This is a genomic window from Pseudotabrizicola sp. L79, assembly GCF_036553525.1.
Lineage (GTDB): Bacteria > Pseudomonadota > Alphaproteobacteria > Rhodobacterales > Rhodobacteraceae > Pseudotabrizicola.
Window position 1 is genome coordinate 482806 of record NZ_JAZHDA010000045.1, and the last position, 23092, is coordinate 505897.

At 66.2% G+C, this 23092-nt stretch carries 27 protein-coding genes and 1 tRNA gene; 22 read left to right on the forward strand and 6 right to left on the reverse strand.

What is annotated here, in order from left to right:
• The first annotated feature begins 8 nt into the window (after positions 1–8).
• From V3C85_RS08205 to V3C85_RS08215, 3 genes are read left to right on the forward strand one after another with little or no spacing between them, the layout of a single operon-like run.
• Positions 9–1034 carry a major capsid protein gene (locus tag V3C85_RS08205; RefSeq protein WP_331794587.1) on the forward strand — a complete coding sequence of 342 codons (1026 nt, stop codon included), beginning with the start codon at positions 9–11 and terminating at the stop codon, positions 1032–1034.
• Positions 1035–1045: 11 nt separating this feature from the next.
• Entirely contained in the window at positions 1046–1360 is a 315-nt protein-coding gene (locus tag V3C85_RS08210) for a head-tail joining protein (RefSeq protein ID WP_331794588.1), read from the forward strand.
• Between the two features lie 4 nt (positions 1361–1364).
• Complete coding sequence (locus tag V3C85_RS08215; RefSeq protein ID WP_331794589.1) at positions 1365–1988, forward strand: DUF6441 family protein; 624 nt, start codon at positions 1365–1367, stop codon at positions 1986–1988.
• 20 nt (positions 1989–2008) lie between these two features.
• Here V3C85_RS08215 and V3C85_RS08220 read toward each other — a convergent pair whose 3' ends face one another.
• On the reverse strand, positions 2009–2488 hold the full coding sequence (locus V3C85_RS08220; protein WP_331794590.1) for a hypothetical protein: 480 nt from the start codon (positions 2486–2488) through the stop codon (positions 2009–2011).
• Positions 2489–2529: 41 nt separating this feature from the next.
• Positions 2530–3687 (reverse strand): COG3904 family protein, encoded by a 1158-nt coding sequence (locus V3C85_RS08225; protein ID WP_331794591.1) that lies wholly within the window; start codon positions 3685–3687, stop codon positions 2530–2532.
• Between the two features lie 164 nt (positions 3688–3851).
• On the opposite strand from V3C85_RS08225, the gene V3C85_RS08230 reads away from it, so the two are divergent.
• The 13 genes from V3C85_RS08230 (at position 3852) to V3C85_RS08290 (ending at position 17690) form a co-directional block, all read left to right on the forward strand.
• Positions 3852–4274 (forward strand): acyl-CoA transferase, encoded by a 423-nt coding sequence (locus tag V3C85_RS08230; RefSeq protein WP_331794592.1) that lies wholly within the window; start codon positions 3852–3854, stop codon positions 4272–4274.
• A 23-nt stretch (positions 4275–4297) separates the two neighbouring features.
• A complete protein-coding gene (locus V3C85_RS08235) occupies positions 4298–5236 on the forward strand; it encodes a phage tail tube protein (protein ID WP_331794593.1) in 939 nt (312 codons plus the stop codon).
• Between the two features lie 2 nt (positions 5237–5238).
• A complete protein-coding gene (locus tag V3C85_RS08240) occupies positions 5239–5676 on the forward strand; it encodes a hypothetical protein (protein WP_331794594.1) in 438 nt (145 codons plus the stop codon).
• A 62-nt stretch (positions 5677–5738) separates the two neighbouring features.
• Complete coding sequence (locus V3C85_RS08245) at positions 5739–5906, forward strand: DUF7697 family protein (RefSeq protein ID WP_445941997.1); 168 nt, start codon at positions 5739–5741, stop codon at positions 5904–5906.
• Positions 5899–8361, forward strand: a complete 2463-nt coding sequence (locus tag V3C85_RS08250; RefSeq protein WP_331794595.1) for a phage tail tape measure C-terminal domain-containing protein — start codon at positions 5899–5901, stop codon at positions 8359–8361. The genes V3C85_RS08245 and V3C85_RS08250 overlap by 8 nt, the downstream gene beginning before the upstream one ends.
• Complete coding sequence (locus V3C85_RS08255; protein ID WP_331794596.1) at positions 8361–8987, forward strand: DUF2460 domain-containing protein; 627 nt, start codon at positions 8361–8363, stop codon at positions 8985–8987. The genes V3C85_RS08250 and V3C85_RS08255 overlap by 1 nt, the downstream gene beginning before the upstream one ends.
• Complete coding sequence (locus tag V3C85_RS08260; protein ID WP_331794597.1) at positions 8984–9868, forward strand: DUF2163 domain-containing protein; 885 nt, start codon at positions 8984–8986, stop codon at positions 9866–9868. The genes V3C85_RS08255 and V3C85_RS08260 overlap by 4 nt, the downstream gene beginning before the upstream one ends.
• A 112-nt stretch (positions 9869–9980) precedes the next feature.
• Positions 9981–10415 (forward strand): NlpC/P60 family protein, encoded by a 435-nt coding sequence (locus V3C85_RS08265; RefSeq protein ID WP_331794598.1) that lies wholly within the window; start codon positions 9981–9983, stop codon positions 10413–10415.
• Between the two features lie 10 nt (positions 10416–10425).
• Complete coding sequence (locus V3C85_RS08270) at positions 10426–14424, forward strand: baseplate multidomain protein megatron (protein WP_331794599.1); 3999 nt, start codon at positions 10426–10428, stop codon at positions 14422–14424.
• 11 nt (positions 14425–14435) lie between these two features.
• Entirely contained in the window at positions 14436–16358 is a 1923-nt protein-coding gene (locus tag V3C85_RS08275; RefSeq protein WP_331794600.1) for a DUF2793 domain-containing protein, read from the forward strand.
• Positions 16359–16391: 33 nt separating this feature from the next.
• A complete protein-coding gene (locus tag V3C85_RS08280) occupies positions 16392–16700 on the forward strand; it encodes a hypothetical protein (RefSeq protein WP_017998490.1) in 309 nt (102 codons plus the stop codon).
• A gap of 73 nt (positions 16701–16773) precedes the next feature.
• Positions 16774–17448: a YcbK family protein gene (locus V3C85_RS08285; protein ID WP_331794601.1), complete on the forward strand. Its 675-nt coding sequence runs from the start codon at positions 16774–16776 to the stop codon at positions 17446–17448.
• Positions 17445–17690, forward strand: a complete 246-nt coding sequence (locus V3C85_RS08290; RefSeq protein WP_445941990.1) for a hypothetical protein — start codon at positions 17445–17447, stop codon at positions 17688–17690. Before V3C85_RS08285 ends, V3C85_RS08290 begins: the two co-directional genes overlap by 4 nt.
• 187 nt (positions 17691–17877) lie before the next feature.
• Here V3C85_RS08290 and V3C85_RS08295 read toward each other — a convergent pair whose 3' ends face one another.
• From V3C85_RS08295 to V3C85_RS08305, 3 genes are read right to left on the reverse strand one after another with little or no spacing between them, the layout of a single operon-like run.
• Positions 17878–18357 carry a DUF411 domain-containing protein gene (locus V3C85_RS08295; RefSeq protein WP_331794602.1) on the reverse strand — a complete coding sequence of 160 codons (480 nt, stop codon included), beginning with the start codon at positions 18355–18357 and terminating at the stop codon, positions 17878–17880.
• A gap of 23 nt (positions 18358–18380) precedes the next feature.
• A complete protein-coding gene (locus V3C85_RS08300) occupies positions 18381–19688 on the reverse strand; it encodes an MFS transporter (protein WP_331794603.1) in 1308 nt (435 codons plus the stop codon).
• Positions 19688–19945, reverse strand: a complete 258-nt coding sequence (locus tag V3C85_RS08305; RefSeq protein ID WP_331794604.1) for a metal-sensing transcriptional repressor — start codon at positions 19943–19945, stop codon at positions 19688–19690. Before V3C85_RS08305 ends, V3C85_RS08300 begins: the two co-directional genes overlap by 1 nt.
• Before the next feature lie 126 nt (positions 19946–20071).
• Here V3C85_RS08305 and V3C85_RS08310 point away from each other — a divergent pair, with 126 nt between their 5' ends.
• Genes V3C85_RS08310 through V3C85_RS08335 form a run of 6 tightly spaced genes read left to right on the forward strand, consistent with a single transcriptional unit; the run spans position 20072 to position 22784 of the window.
• Positions 20072–20368 (forward strand): hypothetical protein, encoded by a 297-nt coding sequence (locus V3C85_RS08310; protein ID WP_331794605.1) that lies wholly within the window; start codon positions 20072–20074, stop codon positions 20366–20368.
• Between the two features lie 57 nt (positions 20369–20425).
• A complete protein-coding gene (locus V3C85_RS08315) occupies positions 20426–21151 on the forward strand; it encodes a HupE/UreJ family protein (protein ID WP_331794606.1) in 726 nt (241 codons plus the stop codon).
• Positions 21152–21167: 16 nt separating this feature from the next.
• Positions 21168–22019: a hypothetical protein gene (locus tag V3C85_RS08320; protein ID WP_331794607.1), complete on the forward strand. Its 852-nt coding sequence runs from the start codon at positions 21168–21170 to the stop codon at positions 22017–22019.
• 54 nt (positions 22020–22073) lie between these two features.
• Positions 22074–22202, forward strand: coding sequence for a hypothetical protein (locus tag V3C85_RS08325; protein WP_331794608.1), 129 nt, complete (start codon positions 22074–22076; stop codon positions 22200–22202).
• Between the two features lie 11 nt (positions 22203–22213).
• On the forward strand, positions 22214–22468 hold the full coding sequence (locus V3C85_RS08330) for a ribbon-helix-helix domain-containing protein (protein ID WP_068767782.1): 255 nt from the start codon (positions 22214–22216) through the stop codon (positions 22466–22468).
• Positions 22469–22472: 4 nt separating this feature from the next.
• The gene (locus V3C85_RS08335; RefSeq protein WP_331794609.1) at positions 22473–22784 is read left to right on the forward strand and encodes a type II toxin-antitoxin system RelE/ParE family toxin; all 312 of its coding nucleotides are present in this window, start codon (positions 22473–22475) and stop codon (positions 22782–22784) included.
• A gap of 137 nt (positions 22785–22921) precedes the next feature.
• On the opposite strand, the gene V3C85_RS08340 is transcribed toward V3C85_RS08335, so the two are convergent.
• Positions 22922–22998 (reverse strand) — tRNA-Met (locus V3C85_RS08340).
• Between the last annotated feature and the right edge of the window lie 94 nt (positions 22999–23092).

Consider the following 23092-nt stretch of genomic DNA (forward strand, 5'->3'; position numbering starts at 1 on the left):
GCATCCCCATGACCCTCGTCCGCAATCCTTTCGACGCTGGCGGCTATTCGCTGGCCGAGATGACGCAGGCCATCAACATCCTGCCCAACCTCTACACCCGCCTCGCACAGATCGGCCTCTTCCGCTTCGAAGGCGTCAGCCAGCGCTCGGTCATCATCGAGCAATACGACGGCGTCCTGAGCCTGCTGCCCTCGGTTCCCCTCGGCGGCCCCGCCACCGTCGGCACACGGGAAGGCCGGTCCATGCGCAGCTTCGCCCTGCCGTGGATCCCGCATGACGACGTGGTCCTGCCTGCCGACATCCAGGGACAGCCCGCGCTGGGCGGCGCGTTCGATGCGGCCGATCCCCTCGTCGAGGTGATGAACCGCAAGCTCCTGCTGATGCGCCGGAAGCATGCCCAGACCCGCGAATACATGGAGATGAACGCGCTCCGCGGCATCGTGAAGGATGGCGCTGGCACCACCCTCTACAACTACTTCACCGAATTCGGCCTCGCCCAGATCTCCGTCGACTTCGTGCTGGGCACCGCAGGCACGAACGTCCAGGGCAAGGTGCGCGAGGTGCTGCGCGCCATCGAGGACAATCTGCTGGGTGAGGCGATGACCAGCGTGCACGCCCTCGTCAGCCGCGAGTTCTTCGACAAGCTGATCGCGCACCCCAAGACCGAGGAAGCCTACAAGTTCTACGCCTCGACCGGCGCCCAGCCGCTGCGCGAGGATGTGCGGCGCAACTTCCCCTTCGGCGGCATCCTGTTCGAGGAATACTCGGGCACGGTGACCCTCTCGACCAAGGCTGCCGAACGGCTGGTCCCGGCGAACGAGGGGATCGCCTTCCCGCTCGGGACCATGGACACCTTCACCACCTATGGCGGCCCGGCGAACCTGCTGGAAACCGCCAACACCATCGGCCTGCCGCTCTACGCCCGCCAGCATCTCGACGAGAAGGGCCGCTGGATCGACGTGATGACCGAGGCCTCGATCCTGCCCGTCAACAAGCGGCCGCGGCTGGCGATCCGCCTGCACACGTCGAACTGACGGGCCTGCTCATGTCCGTCTTTGCCGCCGCCATGGACCGCATCTTCACCCAGGCTGACATGGCGGCCCCGGCTCTCTGGATCTCAGCCACAACGTCGGAAGAACGCCCGATCCGCATCATCCGCCGCGCCCCGGATCGCATCACCGACTTCGGCGCAGGCCGCTTCGTCAGCGACACGACCGTGGTGGATGTGCGCATGGCCGACCTCCCCGCCCCGCGTCCAGGTGACGTAATCGTCATCGGCGCAGACAGCCATGTCATCCAGGGGGAACCGCTGCGCGACCGCGAACGGCTGATCTGGACCCTCGACCTCCGCCCGGCGTGATCCGATGAAACTGAAGCTCACCATCGATCCTGACATCGTCGCGATGATGCAGGCGGAAATCGCTGCGGGAGAAAAGGCCGTCACCACCGCCATGCGCGAGTCGGGCACGGGCCTGAAATCCGCCTGGCGCGGTCAGATCACTGGCGCGGGGCTGGGCACCCGGCTCGGAAACTCGATCCGGCTGGCGACCTATCCCAAGGGCAGCCAGAGCCTGAACGCCACGGCGCTGGTCTGGTCGAACGCCCCGGTGATCGTCGGCGCACATGACACCGGGCCGCTGATCCGGTCGCGCGACGGGTTCTGGCTGGCCATCCCCACCCCGGCCGCAGGCAAATCCACCCGCGGCGGGCGCATCACCCCCGGCGAATGGGAAAGCCGCACGGGGTTGCGGCTGCGGTTCATCTACCGCCGCCGGGGTCCGAGCCTGCTGGTGGCCGAAGGGCGCCTGAACAGCAAGGGCCGCGCGGTCGCGTCACGAGCCAAGACCGGCCGCGGGCTGACCACCGTGCCGATCTTCCTCCTCGTGCCGCAGGTCAAGCTGCGCAAACGGCTGGACCTCGCGCGGGATGCCGAGCAGGCCATCGATGGCGTGCCGGGACGGATCGTGGCGGGGTGGGAAAGGTTCTAGACCCGTCGATGGCCAAGGCATCAGTCTTGGGTCCAAAGCGTCGATGTATCAACCCCGGCTCCTTCCAATCTGGACTTCGCTGCGTCCAGAACGGCAGGTTCAAAGTGGCTGGCATGCTTGAGCACAAGCGCTTCTCCGGTGAGTTCCGGCAATCCTCGCTCGATCAGCATCTTGAATCCGTCCGTTGGTGTCTTGCTGACCGCAAAGTCGATCAATGTCCGCATCACACCAACCCGGTCGATCTTCTGTCGGGTGCGCGAAAGCCTGACGGTCTTGCCGCGTTCATCCCGCAGGATTTCTTCGAAGGCGTGGATTGTCTTCCAGAAGTCATGCTCGATGCTGCCGGGTGCCTCTTCGGGAAGGATTTCGATCAACCGCCTGAATGCCGCCTCTTCGACCTCGGGGACCCCCAGCCGCTGTGCGTTTTCGCGGAACTTACGGAGTTTGGCAGGGTCAGTCGTGACAGATATCGCCACCAGTACTTTTTGATGTTCTGCCAAGAGGTGGGTCCTTGTGAAGTTTAATTCGTCTCGCGAAGCACTCAGCGGAGGCATGCCCTTGGTAGGAGGTGAAGCCCATCGAAATCGTCAGGCAAGGTAAAGCTCATCGATGCCGCTGCGTCATTTGCATGCCGACTGCTCCAATCTTCGAAACTGAAATCCTTCCTTGCTACGACAGTTGTGAGCGGGTCAGCAAAACGGAAACGCAGTTGTCCGGTAACTCCACCGTCTGGCCGCCGAAGGAATTCCTGTTCGATCAGTTCGACAGCTCCACCATCAGAAAGAGATACACCACCGAAAAGACCCCATCTTTGATGACCCTCAACGTCGTAGAGTCCGCGCCAGTCAATTGACGCAAGCATTCTCGCTTCACCACGATCACAGTAAACCTCAAGACGGTAATCTGCGTCTGGTCGTCTATAGGTGATCTCCGTGATGGCAACGCCATTGCGGTAACCGGTCAGAAAGACGTTGTGCACCATGCGGTTATCTATCTCGGTTCGCCGCAACTCTTCTTCGGTCAAGTAATGCATGTCCCGTGGGTCTGTCATCGCCGCGATCTGCAGGAGCTCTGCCGAAACCTCCATCTCGGACAAATATGCGAGCAAAAGGGCGATTATCCGCTGGTCAGCGATCCTGTCTTCCGCGTCAAAAGTCAGCGCTGTCGGGTCCTCGAGGCTTTGAGGTGTATAGAACTGGTGGACACCAAGTCGTCCAATATTCTGGAAACCGACAGCGCCACCTGGGGTGGTGGTTGATGCAAACCGGCTTACACCACCAGCGAACGCGAAAACGCACGAAGAGCTGCACTGCCCCTCAGCAGGAGGATCATAGGTTACCTTCCGCAGACCATCGTCATAGATATCTTCGATGATAGCAGTTGAAACAACAGTGTTTGCCTCTTGGCCGCGAATGGCGAGACCAAGCAGAACGCCACCGATAAGGTGACCTCCTGGCGAATTGAGATGCACGTTTAAGCCCCTAGCCCCAAGCAGGCCTTCCTCAGAGAGAAATTTCAGGAACTTATCTGCTGTATCGGCTTCGATTACACCCTCGGCAGCAATCCAGACACAGCTTGAACAGTTTCCACCACTAGTTGCTCGATAAAAGGACATTGGCTCATCAAAGGCGGAATTTGCCTGAGCAGCACTTGCCAAGCCAATTAGGCTCCCCATTACAATTCGGATCAATAGCTTCATCGAGGTCGCCCGGCTCTATGTTAGCTCAGTATTGGTCGCCATGGCCTTCATCGAAGGCTGAGCCTTCAGCATGAGCCATCGGCTCTCGACAGTCCACCCATGGAGCGCAAGTGACCTGTGCGGATAGCCTGTCAATTTGCGAGCCTCACGAAGATCAAAAGAAGATGCCCACCACCCGTGAAACCGTCCTCGCCGCGCTGCACGCGCGGCTTCAGCCGCTTGCCGCCCTCACCCTGCGTGACGAGGTCCTGCCCGAACGGATCCCGGCGGCGGGGCTGATCATCCTGCGCGATGGCCAGCCCGGCGAGCCCGAGGTCACGCTGTCGCCCCTGCGCTACCACTACCAGCACCGGGCCGAACTGGAGGTCGTCGTCCAGGCCGGCTCCGGCCGGGCCAGCGCCTTCGATGACCTGATCGCCGCCATCGGCGCGGCGCTGGAGGCGGAGCGGACGCTCGGCGGCCTCTGTGATTGGGTCGAACCCGAGGCCCCTGCCTCGGTCGATCTCCCGGTCGAGGGCGCAGCCGCCCTGAAAGCGGCGGTGATCACTGTCGTCCTGCACTATACCACCACCGGCCCCCTGGCCTGACATCCCCCACATAGGAGACCCCCATGGCACGCGCACACGGCGCGCGGGCGCAAATGGCGCTTGCGTTCGAAACGGTTTACGGCACCCCGCCCGCCAGCGGCTATCGGCTGATGCCATTTGCCCGCACCACGCTCGGCGCGGAACAGCCCCTGCTGAATTCGGAACTGCTGGGCTACGGCCGCGATCCCCTGGCCCCCATCAAGGACGCGGTCACCGCCGATGGCGAGGTGGTGGTGCCGATCGATGTGGAGGCCTTCGGCTACTGGCTGAAGGCCGCTTTCGGCGCGCCGACCACGACAGGAACCACGCCCAAGACCCACACCTTCCAGTCGGGCAACTGGACCCTGCCCTCCATGGCCATCGAGGTGGCCATGCCCGAGGTGCCGCGGTTCGCGATGTACGCGGGCTGCGTGATGGACCAGCTTTCGTGGCAGATGAGCCGCTCAGGGTTGCTGACCGCCACCGCCCGGCTGATCGCGCAGGGCGAAGCCATCGCCACGACCACGGCCGCGGGGACGCCGACCGCGCTGGGCCTGCAGCGCTTCGGCCATTTCAACGGGGTGGTGAAGCGGAACGGTACGGCCTTGGGCAACGTCGTCTCGGCCGAGATCACCTATGCCAACGGCCTCGACCGGATCGAGACCATCCGCAACGACGGCAAGATCGAAGGCGCCGATCCCGGCATGGCCGCGCTGACGGGCCGGATCGACGTGCGGTTCGCGGACTCTGCGCTGGTGACCCAAGCCATCGACGGCACGCCCTGCGAGCTCGAGTTCGCCTACAGCCTCAGCGCGAACGCCAGCTTCACCTTCACGGCCCATGCCGTCTACCTGCCGGTCCCACGGATCGAGATCCCCGGACCCCAGGGCATCCAGGCCACCTTCGACTGGCAGGCCGCTAAGGCCACCAGCCCCGCCCGCATGTGCTCCGCCGTCCTCGTCAACACCGTCACGGGATACTGATCATGATCCGACTGAACCTGTCGAACCGGCCCGAGTGGCTGGACCTGCTGCCCGGCCTGCGCGTTCTGGTGGCCCCCCTTACCACCGCGCTGATGGTCTCCGCCCGCGCCGACCCGGCCATCGACAACCTGACGGAGGCGTCAAGCCAAGAGGACATGGCGCTGGCCATGGCCAAAGCGGTCGCCCGCCGGGCGGTGCTGGAATGGGAAGGGGTCGGTGACGAAGCGGGCAACCTCGTGCCGGTCAGCCCGGCCGGGATCGACGCCCTTCTGGAAATCTGGCCGGTCTTCGAAGCCTTCCAGGCGCAATACGTCGCCCGCGGCCTGATGCTGGATCAGGAAAAAAACGCCTCCGCGCCCTCGCCGACTGGTCCTTCGGCGGGGGCGACGGCTACTGCGCGGCCTGCGCAGGCCCCTGCCCGGACTGCCCCGCAAGACTGAACCGGCCGCAGACGGTCGAGGGCTGGCAGGTCTGGGATCTGACCCAGCGCCTCGGCGGCCAGCTGCGGGTCGCGCCGGGGGCCGTCATCGGATGGGACATGGGCGCCGCCCTCGCGCTGGCGCAAGCGCTGGGCGTCAACGCGCTGATCGCCGCCGAACTGCTGCCTGAGGTCGAGGCGGTGATGGTGCGCAAACTGAACGAGCAGATGGAAGGACGCCGGAATGGCTGAGAAGAAAGTCTCCGTCCGCCTTGTGGCGGAGGGCGGACGCCGCGTGCGCGCCGAACTGGAAGGCGTCGGCGAGGCTGGAGCCCGCGGTTTCGGCCGTCTTTCGCGCGAGATGGAACTGGCCAACACCCGGCTTGCGGCCTTTGCACGTCGCGCGGGCATCGCTCTTGGGGCCGCCGCTGCGGCGGCGACAGCCTCGCTCGGCCTGATCGTCCGCTCCACCGCCGAGAGTGCCGCGCAGATCCGGCAATTCGCGCAGGTCGCCAATGCGACGCCGGAAGCCCTGCAGCGCTGGTCGGCCGGGGCGCGGACGGTTGGCATCGAACAGGAGAAGCTCGCCGACATCCTGAAGGACGTGAACGACCGGGTCGGGGATTTCCTCCAGACCGGCGGCGGGCCGATGGCGGATTTCTTCGAGAATGTGGCTCCGCGCGTGGGCGTGACAGCCGATCAGTTCGCGCGCCTATCGGGGCCGGAAGCCCTGCAACTCTACGTCGACACGCTGGAACGCGCCGGTCTCAGCCAACAGGAGATGACCTTCTATCTCGAGGCCATGGCCTCGGACGCCACGCGCCTGCTACCCCTCCTGCGCAATGGCGGTGCCGAGATGGCCCTACTTGGCGATCAGGCCTCGGATCTTGGCGCGGTTCTGGACAGTGATGCCCTCGAAGCCCTCCGCCGCACCCAACTGGCGCTCGGCACCGTTTCACTGGTCTTCGACGGGCTTCGGAACCGGATCGCCATCGCCGTGGCACCGACCATAGAGGCGCTTGCCAATACCTTCGTGGCGCTCGCCTCGGATGGCGGCATCCTGCGCTCGGCCATCGACGGTCTGATCGGCAACCTTGGAAGGCTGGCGTCCTATGCGGCAACGTTCGCGGCCGTCATGGCCGGGCGCTGGGTTGCGGGCCTTGCCGCCGCGGCCCTCTCCGTGCGCGGTCTTGCCACGGCGCTCGTGTTCCTGCGCGGCGCCCTGATCCGCACCGGCATCGGGGCGCTGATCGTCGGCGCGGGCGAGTTGGTCTATCAGTTCTCGCAGATGGTGGCCCGGGTCGGCGGTGTGGGCGAGGCCTTCCGGCTGCTTGGCGATCTGGCCCGCGAGGTGTGGTCGCACATCGGCCTATCGCTGGACGCGGCGCTGGCGCGGATGGCGGCCGGATGGGAGGGGCTGAAGGCGGCGGGACTATCGGCCCTCGAGGGCACCATCGCAGGTGTCGTCAGTTTCGGTGACCGGACGGCCGCGATCTTCCAGGGCGCCTATGACGCTGCCGTCGCCATCTGGGGCAGTCTGCCCGGTGCCATCGGCGATTTCGCTTTCCAGGCTGCGAACGGGCTGGTCTCCGGCGTCGAGGCGATGCTGAACGGCGTCGTCACCCGCATCAACAGCTTCATTGAGACCCTGAACGCGGCGCTGGCCTTGCTGCCAGAATGGGCCACAGGCGAAGGGGGCGTTCGGATCGGCGTTCTCGATCCGGTGGAACTGGGGCGCATCGGCAACCCGTTTGAGGGGGCCGCTACTGCCGCAGGTGCTGCCGCCGCGGATGCTTTCTCGGCCGCGCTTGCACGCACCTACCTCGAGCCGCCTGACCTCGGCCTCAGGGCCATGGCCGAGGATGCCCGCGCCCGCGCCGACGGCTATCGCGAAGCGGCCGATATGCTGGCTGACGCTGCAGGTCGGCCACTGGCAAGTTGGCAGGTCCTGAAGGATGCCGTCACCGGCACGGGGACCGAGGCGGAGACCGCGCTGGCAGATGCCGCCGCCTCGGCCGATGCCTTGACCACGGGGCTGAACGACACCGCCACCGCCGCCGAGGGCGCAGGCGGTGCCGCGCGCGACGCCGGGGCGGCTGCCGCCGAAGGCGCGGACACGGCCCTCACCGGCTGGCAGGCCGTCACCGCCGCACTCGCCGACTACGCCGCCAAGGCGCGCGACATCGGCGGGGACATCGGCAGCGCGCTGGTCAGGGCATTCCAGAGCGCCGAGAATGCCATCGGCGACTTCGTGAAGACCGGAAAGCTCGACTTCCGCGATCTGGTGACCTCGATGATCGCCGATCTCGCCAAGCTCGCGGCCCGGCGTTTCATCCTCGGCCCCATCGCCAATGCCCTTTCCGACGCGCTGGGCGGCGCGGGTGGGATCTTCGCGAACATCCTGCATGCGGGCGGGATCGTCGGCGCCCCTGGTCCCGGCCGGATGGTCCCGGCCCTCGCCTTTGCCGGTGCCCCGCGAATGCACAGTGGTGGCTGGGCCGGGCTGCGGCCCGACGAGGTGCCAGCGATCCTGCAACGCGGGGAGCGGGTCCTCTCGCGCAAGGAAGCGGCGGGATACGGTCAGTCGGTTGCCTCCACCGTCAACGTCACGATCAACGCCCGCGACGCAGAGAGCTTCCGCCAATCGCGCACGCAGGTGGCAAGCGACATCGCCCGAGCCGTGTCGCTGGGTCGAAGGGGGATGTGATGGCCTTCCACGAGGTCCGGTTTCCGGACAACATCAGCCGGGGCGCGCGCGGCGGCCCCGAGCGGCGTACACAGATCGTCGAACTGGCAAGCGGGGCCGAAGAGCGCAATGCCAGCTGGGCCAATTCGCGCCGCCGCTATGACGTCGCCTACGGCATCCGCCGCGCCGACGATCTGGCCGCGGTCGTGGCCTTCTTCGAGGCCCGCAATGGCCGTCTCCACGGCTTTCGTTTCAAGGACTGGGCCGATTTCAAGTCCTGCCTGCCGTCGCAGACGCCCGGCCCGACCAATCAGCCGATCGGCAGTGGCAACGGGGCAGCCACCCTGTTTCAGCTCACCAAGCGCTACACCTCGGGCGCGCAGTCCTGGACGCGCGCCATCACCAAGCCAGTCGCCGGTTCCGTCACCATCGCCCTGAACGGCGCGACGCAAGCCTCCGGCTGGTCGGTCTCGACCGCGACGGGATTGGTGACCTTCACAACCGCTCCCGCCGCGGGCGTGGCCATCTCCGCAGGCTTCGAATTCGACGTCCCCGTCCGCTTCGACACTGACGCCCTCGACGTGACCCTCGACCTCGAACGCCTCGGCTCGATCACCTCGATCCCGCTCGTGGAAATCCGCACATGAAGTCCCTGAACCCCGCGCTGCAGGCGCATCTCGACGACGGTACCACGACACTTGCCTGGTGCTGGCGCATCACCCGGGCCGATGGCGTGACCTTCGGCTTCACTGACCATGATCGGCCTCTCACCTTCGACGGCACCGAATTCGAACCGGAAACCGGACTGACGGCATCCGAGGTTCGGTCAGGGTCCGATTTGTCCGTCGATGCGCAGGATGCCCAAGGTGTGCTGTCGTCGGACCGGATCACCGAGACCGATATCCTCGATGGCCGATGGGATAATGCAGCGGTCGAGGTCTGGCGGGTGAACTGGTCGGCCCCTTCGCAGCGCGTGCTGCTGCGTCGCGGGGCCATCGGACAGATCAGGCGCGGGCGGCTGGCCTTCGTGGCCGAAGTACGGTCACTGGCCCATGTCCTCGGCCAGACAGTCGGGCGGACGTTTCAGGCGAGCTGCGACGCCGCGCTGGGCGATGCGCGTTGTGGCGTCAACCTTGAGGCCGCGGCCTTCAAGGGGACCGGCGCGGTGATCGACTTGCTGCGGGATCGGGCCTTCACCGCTTCCGGTCTCGCCCCCTTCGCGGCGGGCTGGTTCGCCTTCGGGCTGGTCGAATGGTCGACCGGCGCGAATGCCGGGCGGCGGGTCGAGGTGCTGTCGCATGACCTCGTCGACGCGGTGGCGATCCTGACGCTGCTGGAAGCGCCGGTGCGACCGATCGCGGCGACGGATGCCTTCGTGGTCCGGGCGGGCTGCGACAAGCGGATCGCGACCTGCACCGCGAAGTTCGCCAATGTCGCCAGCTTTCGCGGCTTTCCATATATCCCAGGGCAAGACGCAGTCCTTCGCTACGCCACAAAAGACGGTGGCCATGAAGGAGCTGTGTTGTGACGCACATTCCGGGTCAGGGTGAGGCGGACAAGCAGATAGTCCGGGGGACTGTCTGCCCGCCGAACGGGCTACGCTACGCCACCAAGGACGGCGGCCACGAGGGGGCTGTGCTGTGACGGCCGCCGATCCTGCCCGCGTCATCTCCTCTGCCCGGTCCTGGCTCGGCACACCCTATCACGACCAGGCCAGCCTGCGCGGGGTCGGTTGCGACTGTCTCGGCCTGGCACGAGGCGTCTGGCGCGAGGTGGTCGGGCCTGAACCGTTCCCGATCCCGCCCTACAGCCGGGATTGGGGCGAGACCGGGCCGAGGGAAGTGCTGGCCGACGGAGCGCGGCGGATGATGCCCGAGATCGCTCCAGTCGATGCACCGCCCGGCGCGTTGGTCCTGTTCCGCATGATGCCCCGCGCCATCGCCAAGCATGTGGGGATCCTCACCGGTCCCGGCACCTTCCTTCACGCCTACGAACGCCTCGGCGTGATCGAGGAACCGCTGACGCCGACTTGGGCGCGCAAGATCGCCTTCGCTTTCCTGTTCCCTGCAAGCTGAGATTTACGCAATGGCCACGCTCGTTCTTGGCGCTGTCGGCTCCGCCATCGGCGGAGCCTTCGGCGGCGCGATCCTCGGCTTCTCCGGGGCCGCCATCGGTGGCTTCATCGGCTCGACCATCGGTTCCGTGGTGGACAGCTGGATCGTGTCCTCGCTGACCCCGGCACAGAAAATCGAGGGTCAGCGCCTCGACAGCTTGCGGATCACCTCGGCCACTGAAGGGGCGATCATCCCCCGCCTTTACGGCCGGATGCGCATTGGCGGCAACATCATCTGGGCCACGGATTTCCGGGAGGAGACGAAGACTACGACGCAAGGCGGCGGCAAGGGCGGTGGCGGCGGCCGGGTCCAGACGACCGAATACCTCTACTACGCCAGCTTCGCCGTGGCGCTCTGCGAGGGGCCGATCACCGGCATCGGGCGCATCTGGGCTGATGGCAAGCCGCTCGACATGACCGGCATCACCTGGCGCTTGTATCCCGGCAACGAGACCCAGACGGCCGACCCGTTCATTGCGGCGAAGATGGGGGCCACCAACACCCCGGCCTTTCGCGGCACCGCCTACGTCGTTTTCGAGGAACTGCCGCTGGCAACCTACGGCAACCGCCTGCCGCAACTGTCCTTCGAGGTGTTCCGACCGCTGGCTGACCCCGACACGGCCGAGGGGCTGGTCAAGGCCGTGACCATTATCCCGGCCTCGGGCGAGTTCACCTATGCGACGGAGGCTGTCCGCAAGACCGTGGGCGCCACGACCACGGTCTTCGGCCAGACCACCGGCGGCACGACCTCGGCCGAGAACCTGAACGCGCTGCCCGACGAGGCCGACATCGTCGTGGCACTTGATCGGCTGCAGGCCATGGCCCCGGCCGTTGAGAGCGTCAGCTTGGTCGTTGCCTGGTTCGGCAATGACCTGCGCGCGGGCAATTGCAGCATCAAGCCCGGCGTCGAGGTGGCGACGAAGGTCACCAACCCCAAGACCTGGACGGTCAACGGCGTGGCGCGGGCCAATGCGCATCTGGTGAGCCGTGACGCCGAGGACCGGCCGGTCTATGGCGGCACTCCTGCCGACTTCGCCGTGGTGCAGGCGATCCGCGAGATGAAGGCTCGCGGGCTGCGGGTGACGTTCTATCCCTTCCTGCTGATGGACGTCCCGCCCGGCAACACGCTGCCGAACCCCTATTCGAACAACGCCGCCATGCCGGGGCAGCCGTCATTTCCCTGGCGCGGCCGGATCACCTGCTCCCCGGCCGCAGGTTATGCAGGGACCACGGACAAGACCGCCGCAGCGGCGACGCAGGTCTCCAGCTTCTTCGGCGCGGCCACACCGGCGCAGTTCGCCATTGCGGGCGACACCGTCGGCTGGACCGGCCCCGCTGGCGATTGGGGCCTGCGCCGGATGATCCTGCATTACGCCCATCTCTGTGTCGTGGCGGGCGGGGTCGATGCCTTCCTGATCGGCACCGAGATGCGGGGACTGACGACGATCCGGTCGAGCGCCAGCGCCTATCCGGCTGTCAATGCCTTCAAGGTACTGGCGGCCGACGTGAAGACCGTCATCGGGGCGGGCACCAAGGTGGGCTATGCTTCCGACTGGTCCGAGTATTTCGGCCACCAACCCGGGGACGGGACCGGGGATGTGTTCTTCCACCTCGACCCGCTCTGGTCGGACGCCAACATCGATTTCGTCGGCATCGACAACTACATGCCGCTCTCGGATTGGCGCGACGGCTTCGACCATGCCGACGCCCTGCAAGGTTGGCCTGCGATCCACGACCGTGGCTACCTGCAGGCCAATATCGTGGGTGGCGAAGGCTTCGACTGGTTCTATGCCAGCGTCGCCAACCGGTCGGCACAGATCCGCACCCCCATCACCGACGGCAGCGCGGGCAAGCCGTGGGTCTTTCGCTACAAGGATCTCCGCGCCTGGTGGTCGAACCCGCATTTCAACCGACCGGGCGGGGTGGAAAGCGGCACGCCGACCGCATGGGTGCCGCAGTCCAAGCCCGTCTGGTACACGGAACTGGGCTGTCCCGCCATCGACCGGGGCACCAACCAGCCGAACGTCTTCTTCGACCCGAAGTCGTCCGAAAGCTTCACGCCCTGGTTCTCCCGTGGCTGGCGCGATGATGCCATCCAGCGCGCTTACCTGGAGGCCAGCTACCTCTGGTGGGGTCAGGGCACGAACAACCCGACCTCATCCGTCTATGGCGGCCGCATGGTCCATGTCCCCGAATGCGCCGCCTGGACCTGGGACGCGCGACCTTATCCGTTCTTTCCGGAACTTGCCGGGGTCTGGACGGACGGCCCGAATTGGCGCCTCGGCCATTGGCTGACCGGCAGGCTGGGCGCGGTGTCGCTCGCCGCGCTCGTGCGCCACCTCTGCCTGCGCGCCGGGCTGGCGGAAAGCCTGATCGACGTATCCGGCCTCTGGGGCGCGGTCGAAGGCTATGTGATCGGCGCTCTCGAAAGCCCTCGGGCGTCGATTTCCACCTTGGCCCGGCATTTCGGCTTCGATGCCATCGAGACCGAAGGCGTCATCCGTTTCGTCATGCGCGGCCGCGCCTCGGTCGCCACGTTGGCCATCGATGATCTCGTCGCCAGTCGGGACGGCGAGGCCTTCGAGCTGACCCGTGGCCAGGAGACCGAACTGCCGCAGGCTCTAAAGTGGCAGGTCGCCCGTGCCGACGAGGATTATGATGCGGCGCTGGTCGAAGCCCGCCGCATCACCGTCGACACCACCCGCATCGCCTCCGAGGCCTTCCCGATGGCGATCCCTCCCGAGGAAGCCGAACGCCGCTGCCGCCGCGCGCTGATGGAAGCCTGGATCGGCCGGGAAAGCGCCACCTTCCGCCTGCCGCCCTCGCGCCTTTCCCTCGATCCGGCCGACGTGATCCGGCTCGCACATGACGGCCGAGAGATCGAGTTACGCTTGGTGTCAGTCGCCGATGCCGAAGCACGCGGGATCGAGGCCGTCCGTCAGGATCGTGCCTCCTATGATCTGCCGCCCGGCGATCCCCGCCCGGCCTCGTTCGCCAGTCCCGTCGTCTTCGGCACGCCCGAGGTGGTGATGCTGGACCTGCCGCAAATCAGCGAAGACCAGCCCGCTCATCGCCCCCTGATCGCCGCGCATGCCAGCCCCTGGCCGGGCGAGATCGCGGTGTTCCGCAGCGCATCCACCGACGGGTTCAACTTCCTGACCATCTTCGGCAGTCGGGCGCGGATCGGTACGCTGGCCTTCGACTTCTTTCCCGGGCCGACCTCGCGCTTCGATCTGGGCAATGCACTGGTGGTCGATCTGCTGTCCGGAACGCTGGAAAGCGTGACGGACGTCGTACTGTTCGGTGGGGCGAATGCGCTGGCGGTCGAGTCCGCCGCTGGCCAATGGGAGATCGTCCAGGCTGGTCAGGCTGAACTGATCGCGCCAAGCAGGTACCGCCTGACCCGTCTGCTGCGTGGCCAGCGCGGGACGGAACATGCCATCGGCAACCCGGCACCGGCTGGCGCGCGGGTCGTGGTGCTTGACACGACGCTGGCTTCGCCACCCATCGCCGAGGCGGATCTCGGACTGCCGTGGAACTGGCGTGTCGGCCCGGCCGCGCGGGCGGTCAGTGACGCGAGCTATGCCGCGCTGGGCTTCACTCCGACCGGGCGGGGTCTTGTGCCCTTCTCACCGGTCCATGTCGAGCAGCCGTGGCGCACGGCGCGCAGCCCCGGCGATCTGACGATCCGCTGGACGCGGCGATCCCGTGCGCTGGTGGCCGATGCCTGGGAGCAGGTCGAAGTGCCGCTGGCCGAAGACCTGGAAAGCTATGACGTCCAGATCCTCGACGGGGCATCGATCAAGCGCACACTGACCAGCAGCACGACATCCGTACTCTACACCGCCGCCCAGCAGACAGCCGATCGGGGCGCGCCGCTCGGGCCCGGCCAGACACTGGCGCTCCGCATCTACCAGCTCTCGAACCGCCTCGGCCGCGGCACACCCACGACCGTGACCCTCCAGTTCTGACGAGATTTCCCATGTCCAACACCACGACCCATCTGGGCCTGCCTTATCTTCTGGCCGCCCAAGCCCAGAAGCATGTCACCCACAACGAGGCCCTGCGCCTGCTCGACGCGATGGTGCAGCTTTTCGTCCTCGACCGCACGCGGACGGCCCCGCCCGCCAGCCCGGCCGACGGGAACCGCCATCTGGTGGCCTCCGGCGCGACTGGCCTCTGGGCCGGGTGGGACCTGAACATCGCCTTCTGGGTGGACGGCGCGTGGATCCGCCTCGTGCCGCGCACCGGCTGGCTGGTCTGGGTCGCGGCCGAGGGGCTGTTCCTCGTCTGGAACGGCAGCGTCTGGGAGGTCGTGGGCGAGCCGCGCGACGTCTCGGACGCGGTCTTCAGCCTGGTGAACGATGCGGACCCCACGAAGAAGGCCACTTTCTCGCTGGCGGGGATCAGCGCCGGGACGACGCGCAGCTTCACCCTGCCGAATACCTCCTCGGAACTGGCGATCCTTGCAGGCATGCAGACCTTTACCGGGAACAAGACCTTTTCAGGGACTCTGACCGCCTCGGGCACGGTCACCGTCTCGGCCGCGTCGGCCAGTATCGGGACGGCCACGACGACTGCCACCTATGGCATGGGCACCGGCGCCACGACGACGGGCGTGACCAAGACCGTGAACATCGGCACCGGGGGCGCCTCCGGATCGACCACGGTCGTCAACATCGGCTCGGCGACGGCAGGGGCCGGGGGCACCACGGTGGTGAACACGCCGACGGTGACCTTCGCCAATGCCGTGACGCAGGTCGGCATGCCCCAGGCGAACCTGACCGCGCAGCTTCTGGGCCTCGGCGGGGCCACGGCCGACAGCTACAACCGGGTGTCGGTCAATACCCCGGCCGTGCTGCTGAACAACGCTGGGGCCGGGATCGAGGCGACGGTGAACAAGGCCGCTGCCGGGAACGATGCCGCCTTCGCCTTCAAGACCGGCTTCTCGGCCCGCGCCCTCATCGGGTTGCTCGGGAATGACGATTTCGGCTTCAAGGTCAGCCCGGATGGCTCGGCCTTCTTCGACGCGATCCGCATCGACCGGACCAACGGCCAGGTGGAACTGCCGCAGCCGACAATCCTGCTGGGGCTCTCGGCCGCGCCGACTCCGCCGCCCGCAGGCAAAGCCGCTGTGTACGCGCGCAGCCGCGCCGGGGCGCCGTGGATCGACGTGATGCGCCCCTCGGGGCGGGACTTTCCTTTGCAGCCGCATTTCGGAGTGAACCGGATCGCGAACTGGTCTCCTTCGGTCAGCACCACGATCACGACCGAGGGCCTGCCCATCACCTCGGTCGGCACCGTCTCGCACCCGACCCTGGCCGCCACGAACTTGGCAGCATCGATGCGGCGCTGGCGTCTGACCTCGGCGGCGGTCGTGGACTCGGCTACCGACCAGCGTTCCGCAGGCTGGGCCTGCTGGCGCGGGAACGCGGCGGGCCTCGGCGGCTGGACCTTCGTCACGCGGATTTCGCTGACGACCCTGCAGGCAACCGGGATGGGGTTCTTCGGCCTCTACGGTTCGACCGCCGCGCTGGCTACCACGCTGACGCTGGCCGCCGCCATCAACTGCATCGGCATCGGCTTCCAGCGCGGCACCCACACCCGCTGGCAGCTGGTCGCGAACGACGGCACCGGGGCGCCAACCCTGACCGACATGGGCGCGAGCTTTGCTATCGCAACCGGCGGGGTGCTGACCCTCTTCATCGCCGCGCCACCGAATGGGTCATCTGTCTGGGTCCGCGTTGTCGATGAGGTCTCGGGTGCGAACTTCGAGGAGGAGATCACCGCAGACTTGCCCGCCGCGACGCAGTTCCTGTCGCCGCGGCTGTTCCTGAACACCGGCGCGACAGCCGCCGCCGTCGCCTACGACTGCGCCGGTGTCTACCTCGAAACTGATTTCTGACCAACCGCAGCCTGCGGCAATGAAAGGACCATCATGAACGACCAGACAACACTCGCCGACGCGGTCGCGCGTGCCTTTCGGGACCACGGGATCACCGCCGCGCTGACCGCCCTGATCGGCGGCACCATGGCACTGATCGCGGCGATCACGCGCAAAGCGTTTACCAACGAGGCTCTGCTGGACCGCCTCGACCGGGAACTCATCACCGAACGCGACCGGACTGACAAGCAGCGCAGCGAGGATCGCAAGGTCGATGGCGACCGCCTCGATCGGATCGAGACCGACATCCGCTCGATGCGCGACATGCTGTTTGACGCCTTCCAGCGCGGCCGATCCGACTGATCGACGAACGACATCACCACCACGCCCACGTCCCCCGCCCCAGAGGCGGGTTTTTTCATCTGGAGGATCCACCATGCCGACCCTTACCTACCCCCATTGGCGCGATGTGCCCGCGACTGCCTGGCGCTGGCCGAACTTCTCGGCCGCCGAAATCGCCTGCCGCGGCACCGGCGCGATCAAGATCAACACGGAAGCCATGGACAAGCTGCAAGCCCTGCGCGACCGGCTGGGCAAGCCGCTGATCATCCGCTCTGCCTATCGCAGCCCCGAACATAATCGCGCCGTGGGCGGGGCCCCGGCATCGAAACACATGCAGGGCACCGCCTTCGACATCGCCATGTCGAACCACGATCCCGCGGCCTTCGAGGCAGCGGCGCGGGCCGTGGGCTTCCTTGGCTTCGGTACCTATCCGCGCTCCGGCTTCATGCACATCGACCTTGGTCCTGCCCGGTCCTGGGGCGATCCGTTCCCGGCGCGACCCGTGCCCTTCGCCCCGGAACTCCCGCCTGCGCGTGAGGTGCTTTCGGAAAGCCGCACCCTGCGCGGTGGCGGCGCGGCCGGGGCGGCCACTGTCGGCGCGGCCGGGGTGGAGGTGCTGCAAGACGTCCTCGCGGAAACCCAGTCCACGATCCAGCCGCTGGTGCCTTACCTCGACACCCTGCGCTGGGTACTTATCGCCATCGCCCTGATCGGCATCGCCGTCACGATCCACGCTCGGCTCGACGACTGGAAACGGGGCCAGCGGTGATCGGCTGGCTCCTGTCCCATGGTCCGGCGCGGAAAGCGCTGGGCCTGATCCTCACCGCCGCAGCGATCCTGCTGTTTCTGTTCAACTTGCGCCGTGCCGGTGAACGCGCAGGACGCGCCGCCGAAAGGCTTGATGCCAGAGAGAGAAACGATGCCATCCACCGCCAGATGCTCGACGCCGCCGCCCGCCGCCCTGCTGATCGCGATGCTCTGGCTGACCGGCTGCGCGATGGCAGATTCTGAAGCCATCGCGCCCTGCCCACCCGTGGTCGAGTATACGGCAGCCGATCAAGCGCGCGCAGCTGACGAGGTCGAGGCGCTGCCGGAAGGCGCCGTCATCCTCAGGATGCTGAGCGACTACGCTGTGTTGCGCGACCAGGCGCGGGTATGCCTATAGCCCAAACCACTTGGAGAGTGCCCGCCAGGCCATTTATGCTGCGTCATAGCTGGCGAAGACCTCGGTTGTTCCGTCCTTGCGGATCAGATGGACAACGTAGGCCTCTCGCTCGGTTTCGGGCCCCATGCCGGGTGAGCCGTAGGGCATTCCAGGCACGGACAGTCCAAGAGCATCGGGGCGGTCAGCCAGAAGGCGCCGGATGTCCGCGGGCGGAACATGGCCTTCGATAATGTATCCGTCCACATGCGCCGTGTGGCAGGAGACCATGTCTGCAGGGACCCCGCTCGCCATCTTATGGGCTTGCAATGCGTCGAAATCGAGCAGCTCGACATCGGCCGCGAAACCCTCGGCTTCGAGGATCTCGATCCAGGCCGCACAGCAGCCGCAGTTGGGATCCTTTACAACACGGATCGCCGTCGTGGCGGCTGAAGCCGGCTTGGGTTGCAGGACGAGGCCGATGCTTGCAGAGAGGCCAAGAAGGATAGTGCGACGTGTAATCTGCATTTTTGTCATGGGGTTACTTCTTGTTCGGGAGTTTATGCCGCCTTGGGCCAACGACGGTGCAGGTCGTCGATCACGACGGCATGGGCATGATGGGCCCCGTGTTCCGCAAGATGCGGATGGTCATGCGGCAGGTCGGGGTGGTTGTGCGGCAGGACGGTCTGGTCATCGGCTGGCCAGAGGCGCAGCACGGCCGCAATGCCTGCCGCGCCGATGACCGCCAGCGTCAGTGCCGCCGCCGACAGTCCTACGCCCGCGCCAATCCACCCAGCAAGCGGATAGGTCACCAGCCAGCAGGCGTGGCTCAGCGCGAACTGCGCGGCGAAGACCGCGCCCCGGTCGGCCTCGCGCGCTGACCGGTTAATGATCCGGCCGATAGGGGTCTGGGTCAGGGAAAAGCCGAAGCCGATCACGGCCCAGAGCACGATGAGTGCGGAAATGCTGCCGACCAGCGGCACCAGCGCTACGCCTGCAACCATCAAGGCTGCGCCGCCGATCATCACGGGGCGATCTTCCAGCCGGTCCAGGATGCGCGGCAGCAGAAAAGCCGCAAGCATCGACCCGGCGCCAAAGCCCGCGAAAGCCAGCGCCACGGCTTCCTCGCCCAGACCCAATCGGGCCTGCACCAGAACGACCGTGTTCACGTAGACCATTGCGCCGGCTGCGGCGACAGCGGCCTCCATCACCATCAGCCCGCGCAGGCGCGGGGTGCGGGTGTAGATGCGGATGCCCTTGGTCACGTCGGCCCAGAAGTGGCCGGGTTCGGCCTTCGCCCGCGCTGGCAGGCGCGCTGTCACAACAAGCGCCGCCGAGGCAAGAAAACCCACGACTGTGCCCAGAAACAGCACGGGGAAGCTGACGACCGTCAGAAGCGCCGCAGCTAGCATGGGCGAGGCGAGCTGTTCGAGATCTTCGGCCAGCCGGAGGAGGGACAAGGCGTTGGTGTAGTCGTCCTCGTCCTTTAGCACGTCGGGAATGACTGCCTGGAAGGCCGGGGTGAACCCGGCCGAGGCGGCCTGAAGGGCAAAGATCAGGACGTAGACCTGCCAGACCTGATCGACGAAGGGCAGGAAGGCGATCACGCCCGCCCGGATCAGGTCCAGAGAAACCAGAAAGGCCCGGCGCGGCAGGCGTTCGGCGATGGCCGCTGCCACTGGCGCGAGCGTCACATAGGCCACCATCTTGATCGCCAGCGCCGTGCCCAGCACCGCACCCGCGTTGTCGCCAGCCAACTGCCAGGCGAGAAGGCCAAGCGCCACGGTGGCAAGCCCCGTGCCGACCAGCGCCACGAGCTGTGCGGCGAAGAGATGTCGGAACGTGGGGTTGCGCAGGGTCCCAAGCATCAGAGCAGCTTTGTCAGGGCCTTGATCTCGGCCAGATCATGAGTCCCTGCGCCCGTCAGGCAATGGTCTATATGGTCGTGGATCAGCGCCCGCTTCGCCTCGGCCACGGCGCGCTCGACGGCGTGCAGCTGCGTGGCCAGATCGACGCAAGGCCGCCCCTCCTCGATCATGCCGATGACGCGGCGCAGATGCCCTTCGGCGCGCTTCAGCCGGGTGGCGATGGCGGGGTGGCTTGCGTGGGTGTGATCTTCTGCCATATAGAGGAGATTATCCCCCCTGGGGGGATGAGGCAAGAGAGTGAAGGGGGCCAACCCCAAAGGACGAGGATGCGGGCAATCTCGGTAACTTGGGCAGGGATCAGGGCGCTTTGCGTATGTCTGATCATGGCCCTGTCGCTGGCGGTTGCTCCGGCCGTGGAAGCGGTCAAGCACGGGCCCGGCGCGATGGCCGCCGAGGCCGATCACCGTGCCTATCATGCCGAGCATGGCCATGTGCATGACATTGCCGGGTCGGATCATCATGACTCGAGCGATCACGATCATGTTGGCGCGGCATTGCTCGCGGCGCCACGAGCCGAAGTCCCGCCCCCCCCTGCGCGGATGCTGCGCCCTGCCTCCTTTGCGGCTGATGGGACTACCCGTGACGGGCCGCGACGGCCACCCCGACTGACGATGACCTGAGCCGCCGCCTGCGTCAGCGGGCGGTCCGACAGTTCCATCAGTCAGGAAAATCCAACGATGACATCCAACCCAAGGGCGCACCGACGCCCATCCCTGCCGTGGCAGGTACTTCTCGCGCTCGCTGCCACTCTTGCCGCCCTGCTGCTTGCGGGCGCGGCGCTTGCCCACAACGTCACTGAAGGCGACGCGGGCTATGTGCAAGAGGTGACTGGCTTCCGACCCATCGCCTTCATCTACCTCGGCGCCAAACACATGGTGACGGGTTATGACCACCTTCTCTTCCTCGCCGGAGTGATCTTCTTTCTTTACCGGTCAAAGGACATCGCCACCTACGTCAGCATCTTCGCCATCGGCCATTCGGTCACGATGATCGCGGGCGTCTGGTGGTCCATCTCGATCAACGCCTACATAATCGATGCGATCATCGCGTTCTCGGTGGTCTACAAGGCGCTCGACAACCTCGGCGCCTTCCGTCTGTGGTTCGGGGTGCAGCCGAACACCAAAGCCGCGACGCTGATATTCGGTTTGCTGCACGGCTTTGGTCTGGCGACCAAGATTCAGGATTACGACATCTCGCCCGATGGCCTGCTGGGCAACCTCATCGCCTTCAACGTGGGGGTCGAGCTAGGCCAGCTTATGGCGCTGGCACTGATCCTGACGGCGATGACCCACTGGCGGGCGCGGCCCGCCTTCGCGCGGCAGGCCTATGCCGCGAATGTCCTGATGATGGTGGCTGGCTTTGCCCTGATGGGCCTGCAGATCACCGGCTATTTCGTCGCCTGAAAGGAGGGCGAGACCCATGACCAACCGTTTCGATATCTCGAAAGCCCCCTTGCGGGCCGAACCCCGCCATCCTGCGGCGGCTGCACCCATCCAGTCCGTTCCGGCGACACCCGGCGGGTTGATCCGGTCCACCCTGCTGGCCGCCGGGGCGGCGGGGGCGATCCTTGTCCTCTTCTGGTTGCCCGCTGAATATGGCGTCGACCCGACCGGCGTCGGCAGCCTGACCGGGCTGACCGAGATGGGCGAGATCAAGCAGCAGCTGGCCGCCGAGGCCGAAGCCGATGCGCAGGCTACAGCAGCGGCGGCCGTTTCTCCTCCTGCCGGGGTCCCCGTCGCCTTGCCTGCCGAGATCGTCCATCGCCTCGATCGTATCGACGCGCAGCTTGCCGCCTTGGTGGCCGTGATCGGTGCTCCACTCGCCCCTGTCGATGCAGCGGCAGCGGCCCTGGAGGATGCACCCGCCGCGTCAGTCGCCCCTGAGGCATCCACCGCGGCAAATCCTGCTCGCGCCGTCGCAGATCCCGTCGAAGTAGCTGTTGCCGAAGCCGCAGTACCGGAATGGCGCGACGAGGTCAGCTACACGCTGAACCCCGGCGAAGGGATCGAGGTCAAGCTGGCCATGGAAGAAGGCCAGGTCGCCCGCTTCTTCTGGACGGCAAATGGCAGCGTCGTGAACTTCGACCTCCATGGCGATGGCGGCGGACAGAGCCTCAGCTACGAGCAAGGCCGTGCCGTGCCCGAGAGTTCCGGCGATCTGACCGCCGCTTTTACCGGCAACCACGGCTGGTTCTGGCGCAACCGCACCGAGGCGCCGGTTACCGTGACCCTGCGCACGGGTGGGGAATATACAGAGATGCGTGCACCTTGAGAGCGTGGTCCCGGCGGGGAGAACCGTCTCGCCGGGACCCAAACCCACGGGTCGATGGGTGCCATCGAAGGCGGCCTGATGTTCGTGTCGGTCTGGCGCACTCACCAGCATTGGGGCGCGTTGATCGAGCGAGAGCCACCCATTGCCTGCGTGTTCATTCTTGCTTATCTTGAACACAATTGATGGAGGCCGCCATGTCCCAGACCACAACGATGACGGTCCGCATCAGCGGCGCGCTGAGCGAGTTCGTGGCATCGAACGTGGGCGAGAACGGGTCTTACGAGAACATCAGCGAGTACGTGCGCGACCTGATCCGACGCGACAAGGAGCGGGCGGAACGGGAGGCGTTTGATCGTCTGAAGGCTGAGCTGACGCGTGCTTTTGCAGCGCCAGAGGAAAGCTATCGTCCTTTGACCGCCGCCGAGGTTATCGCCCGGAACCGGGGCTGACATCGTGGCCATCCGCGTCCAGGAGGCCGCATCGCTGCGGCTTGACGAGATATATCGGTACACGCGCGACCGCTGGGGCGCCGAGCAGGCGGATCGGTACATCACCGAGCTCTTCGCGGCGTTTGACCATATAGAAAGCCATGGCGTCGCGTCACGCCCCATCCCGGCGGAGTTCGGGGTCGAAGGCTTCTATTTCCGGCACGCGCATCATTTCGTGTACTGGCGGCGGCTGTCGAACGGGGACGTCGGCATCGTGACGATCCTGCACGAGCGGATGCACCAGATGGACCGGTTCCGTGAGGATCTTCCGAAGTGACGGATGCCTCCGACGACGATTATCCGCACCGTCGATGGGGGGCTCGCGTAACGTTGACCAGGTGTTGACAAGAATTTCAAAAGCAAAAACCCGACGGTTTACGTCGGGTTCTAACTTTTTGATATCGTTATGGAATTTGGTTGCGGGGGCAGGATTTGAACCTGCGGCCTTCAGGTTATGAGCCTGACGAGCTACCGGGCTGCTCCACCCCGCGTCCGTTTGTTGCCCGAGGGCGCTTTTTGGTGCGATCGGGTTTGTTTTATCGTTGAGAGAGAGAAGTGTCTCTGTTTAGGTTTGGCGGTGACCTA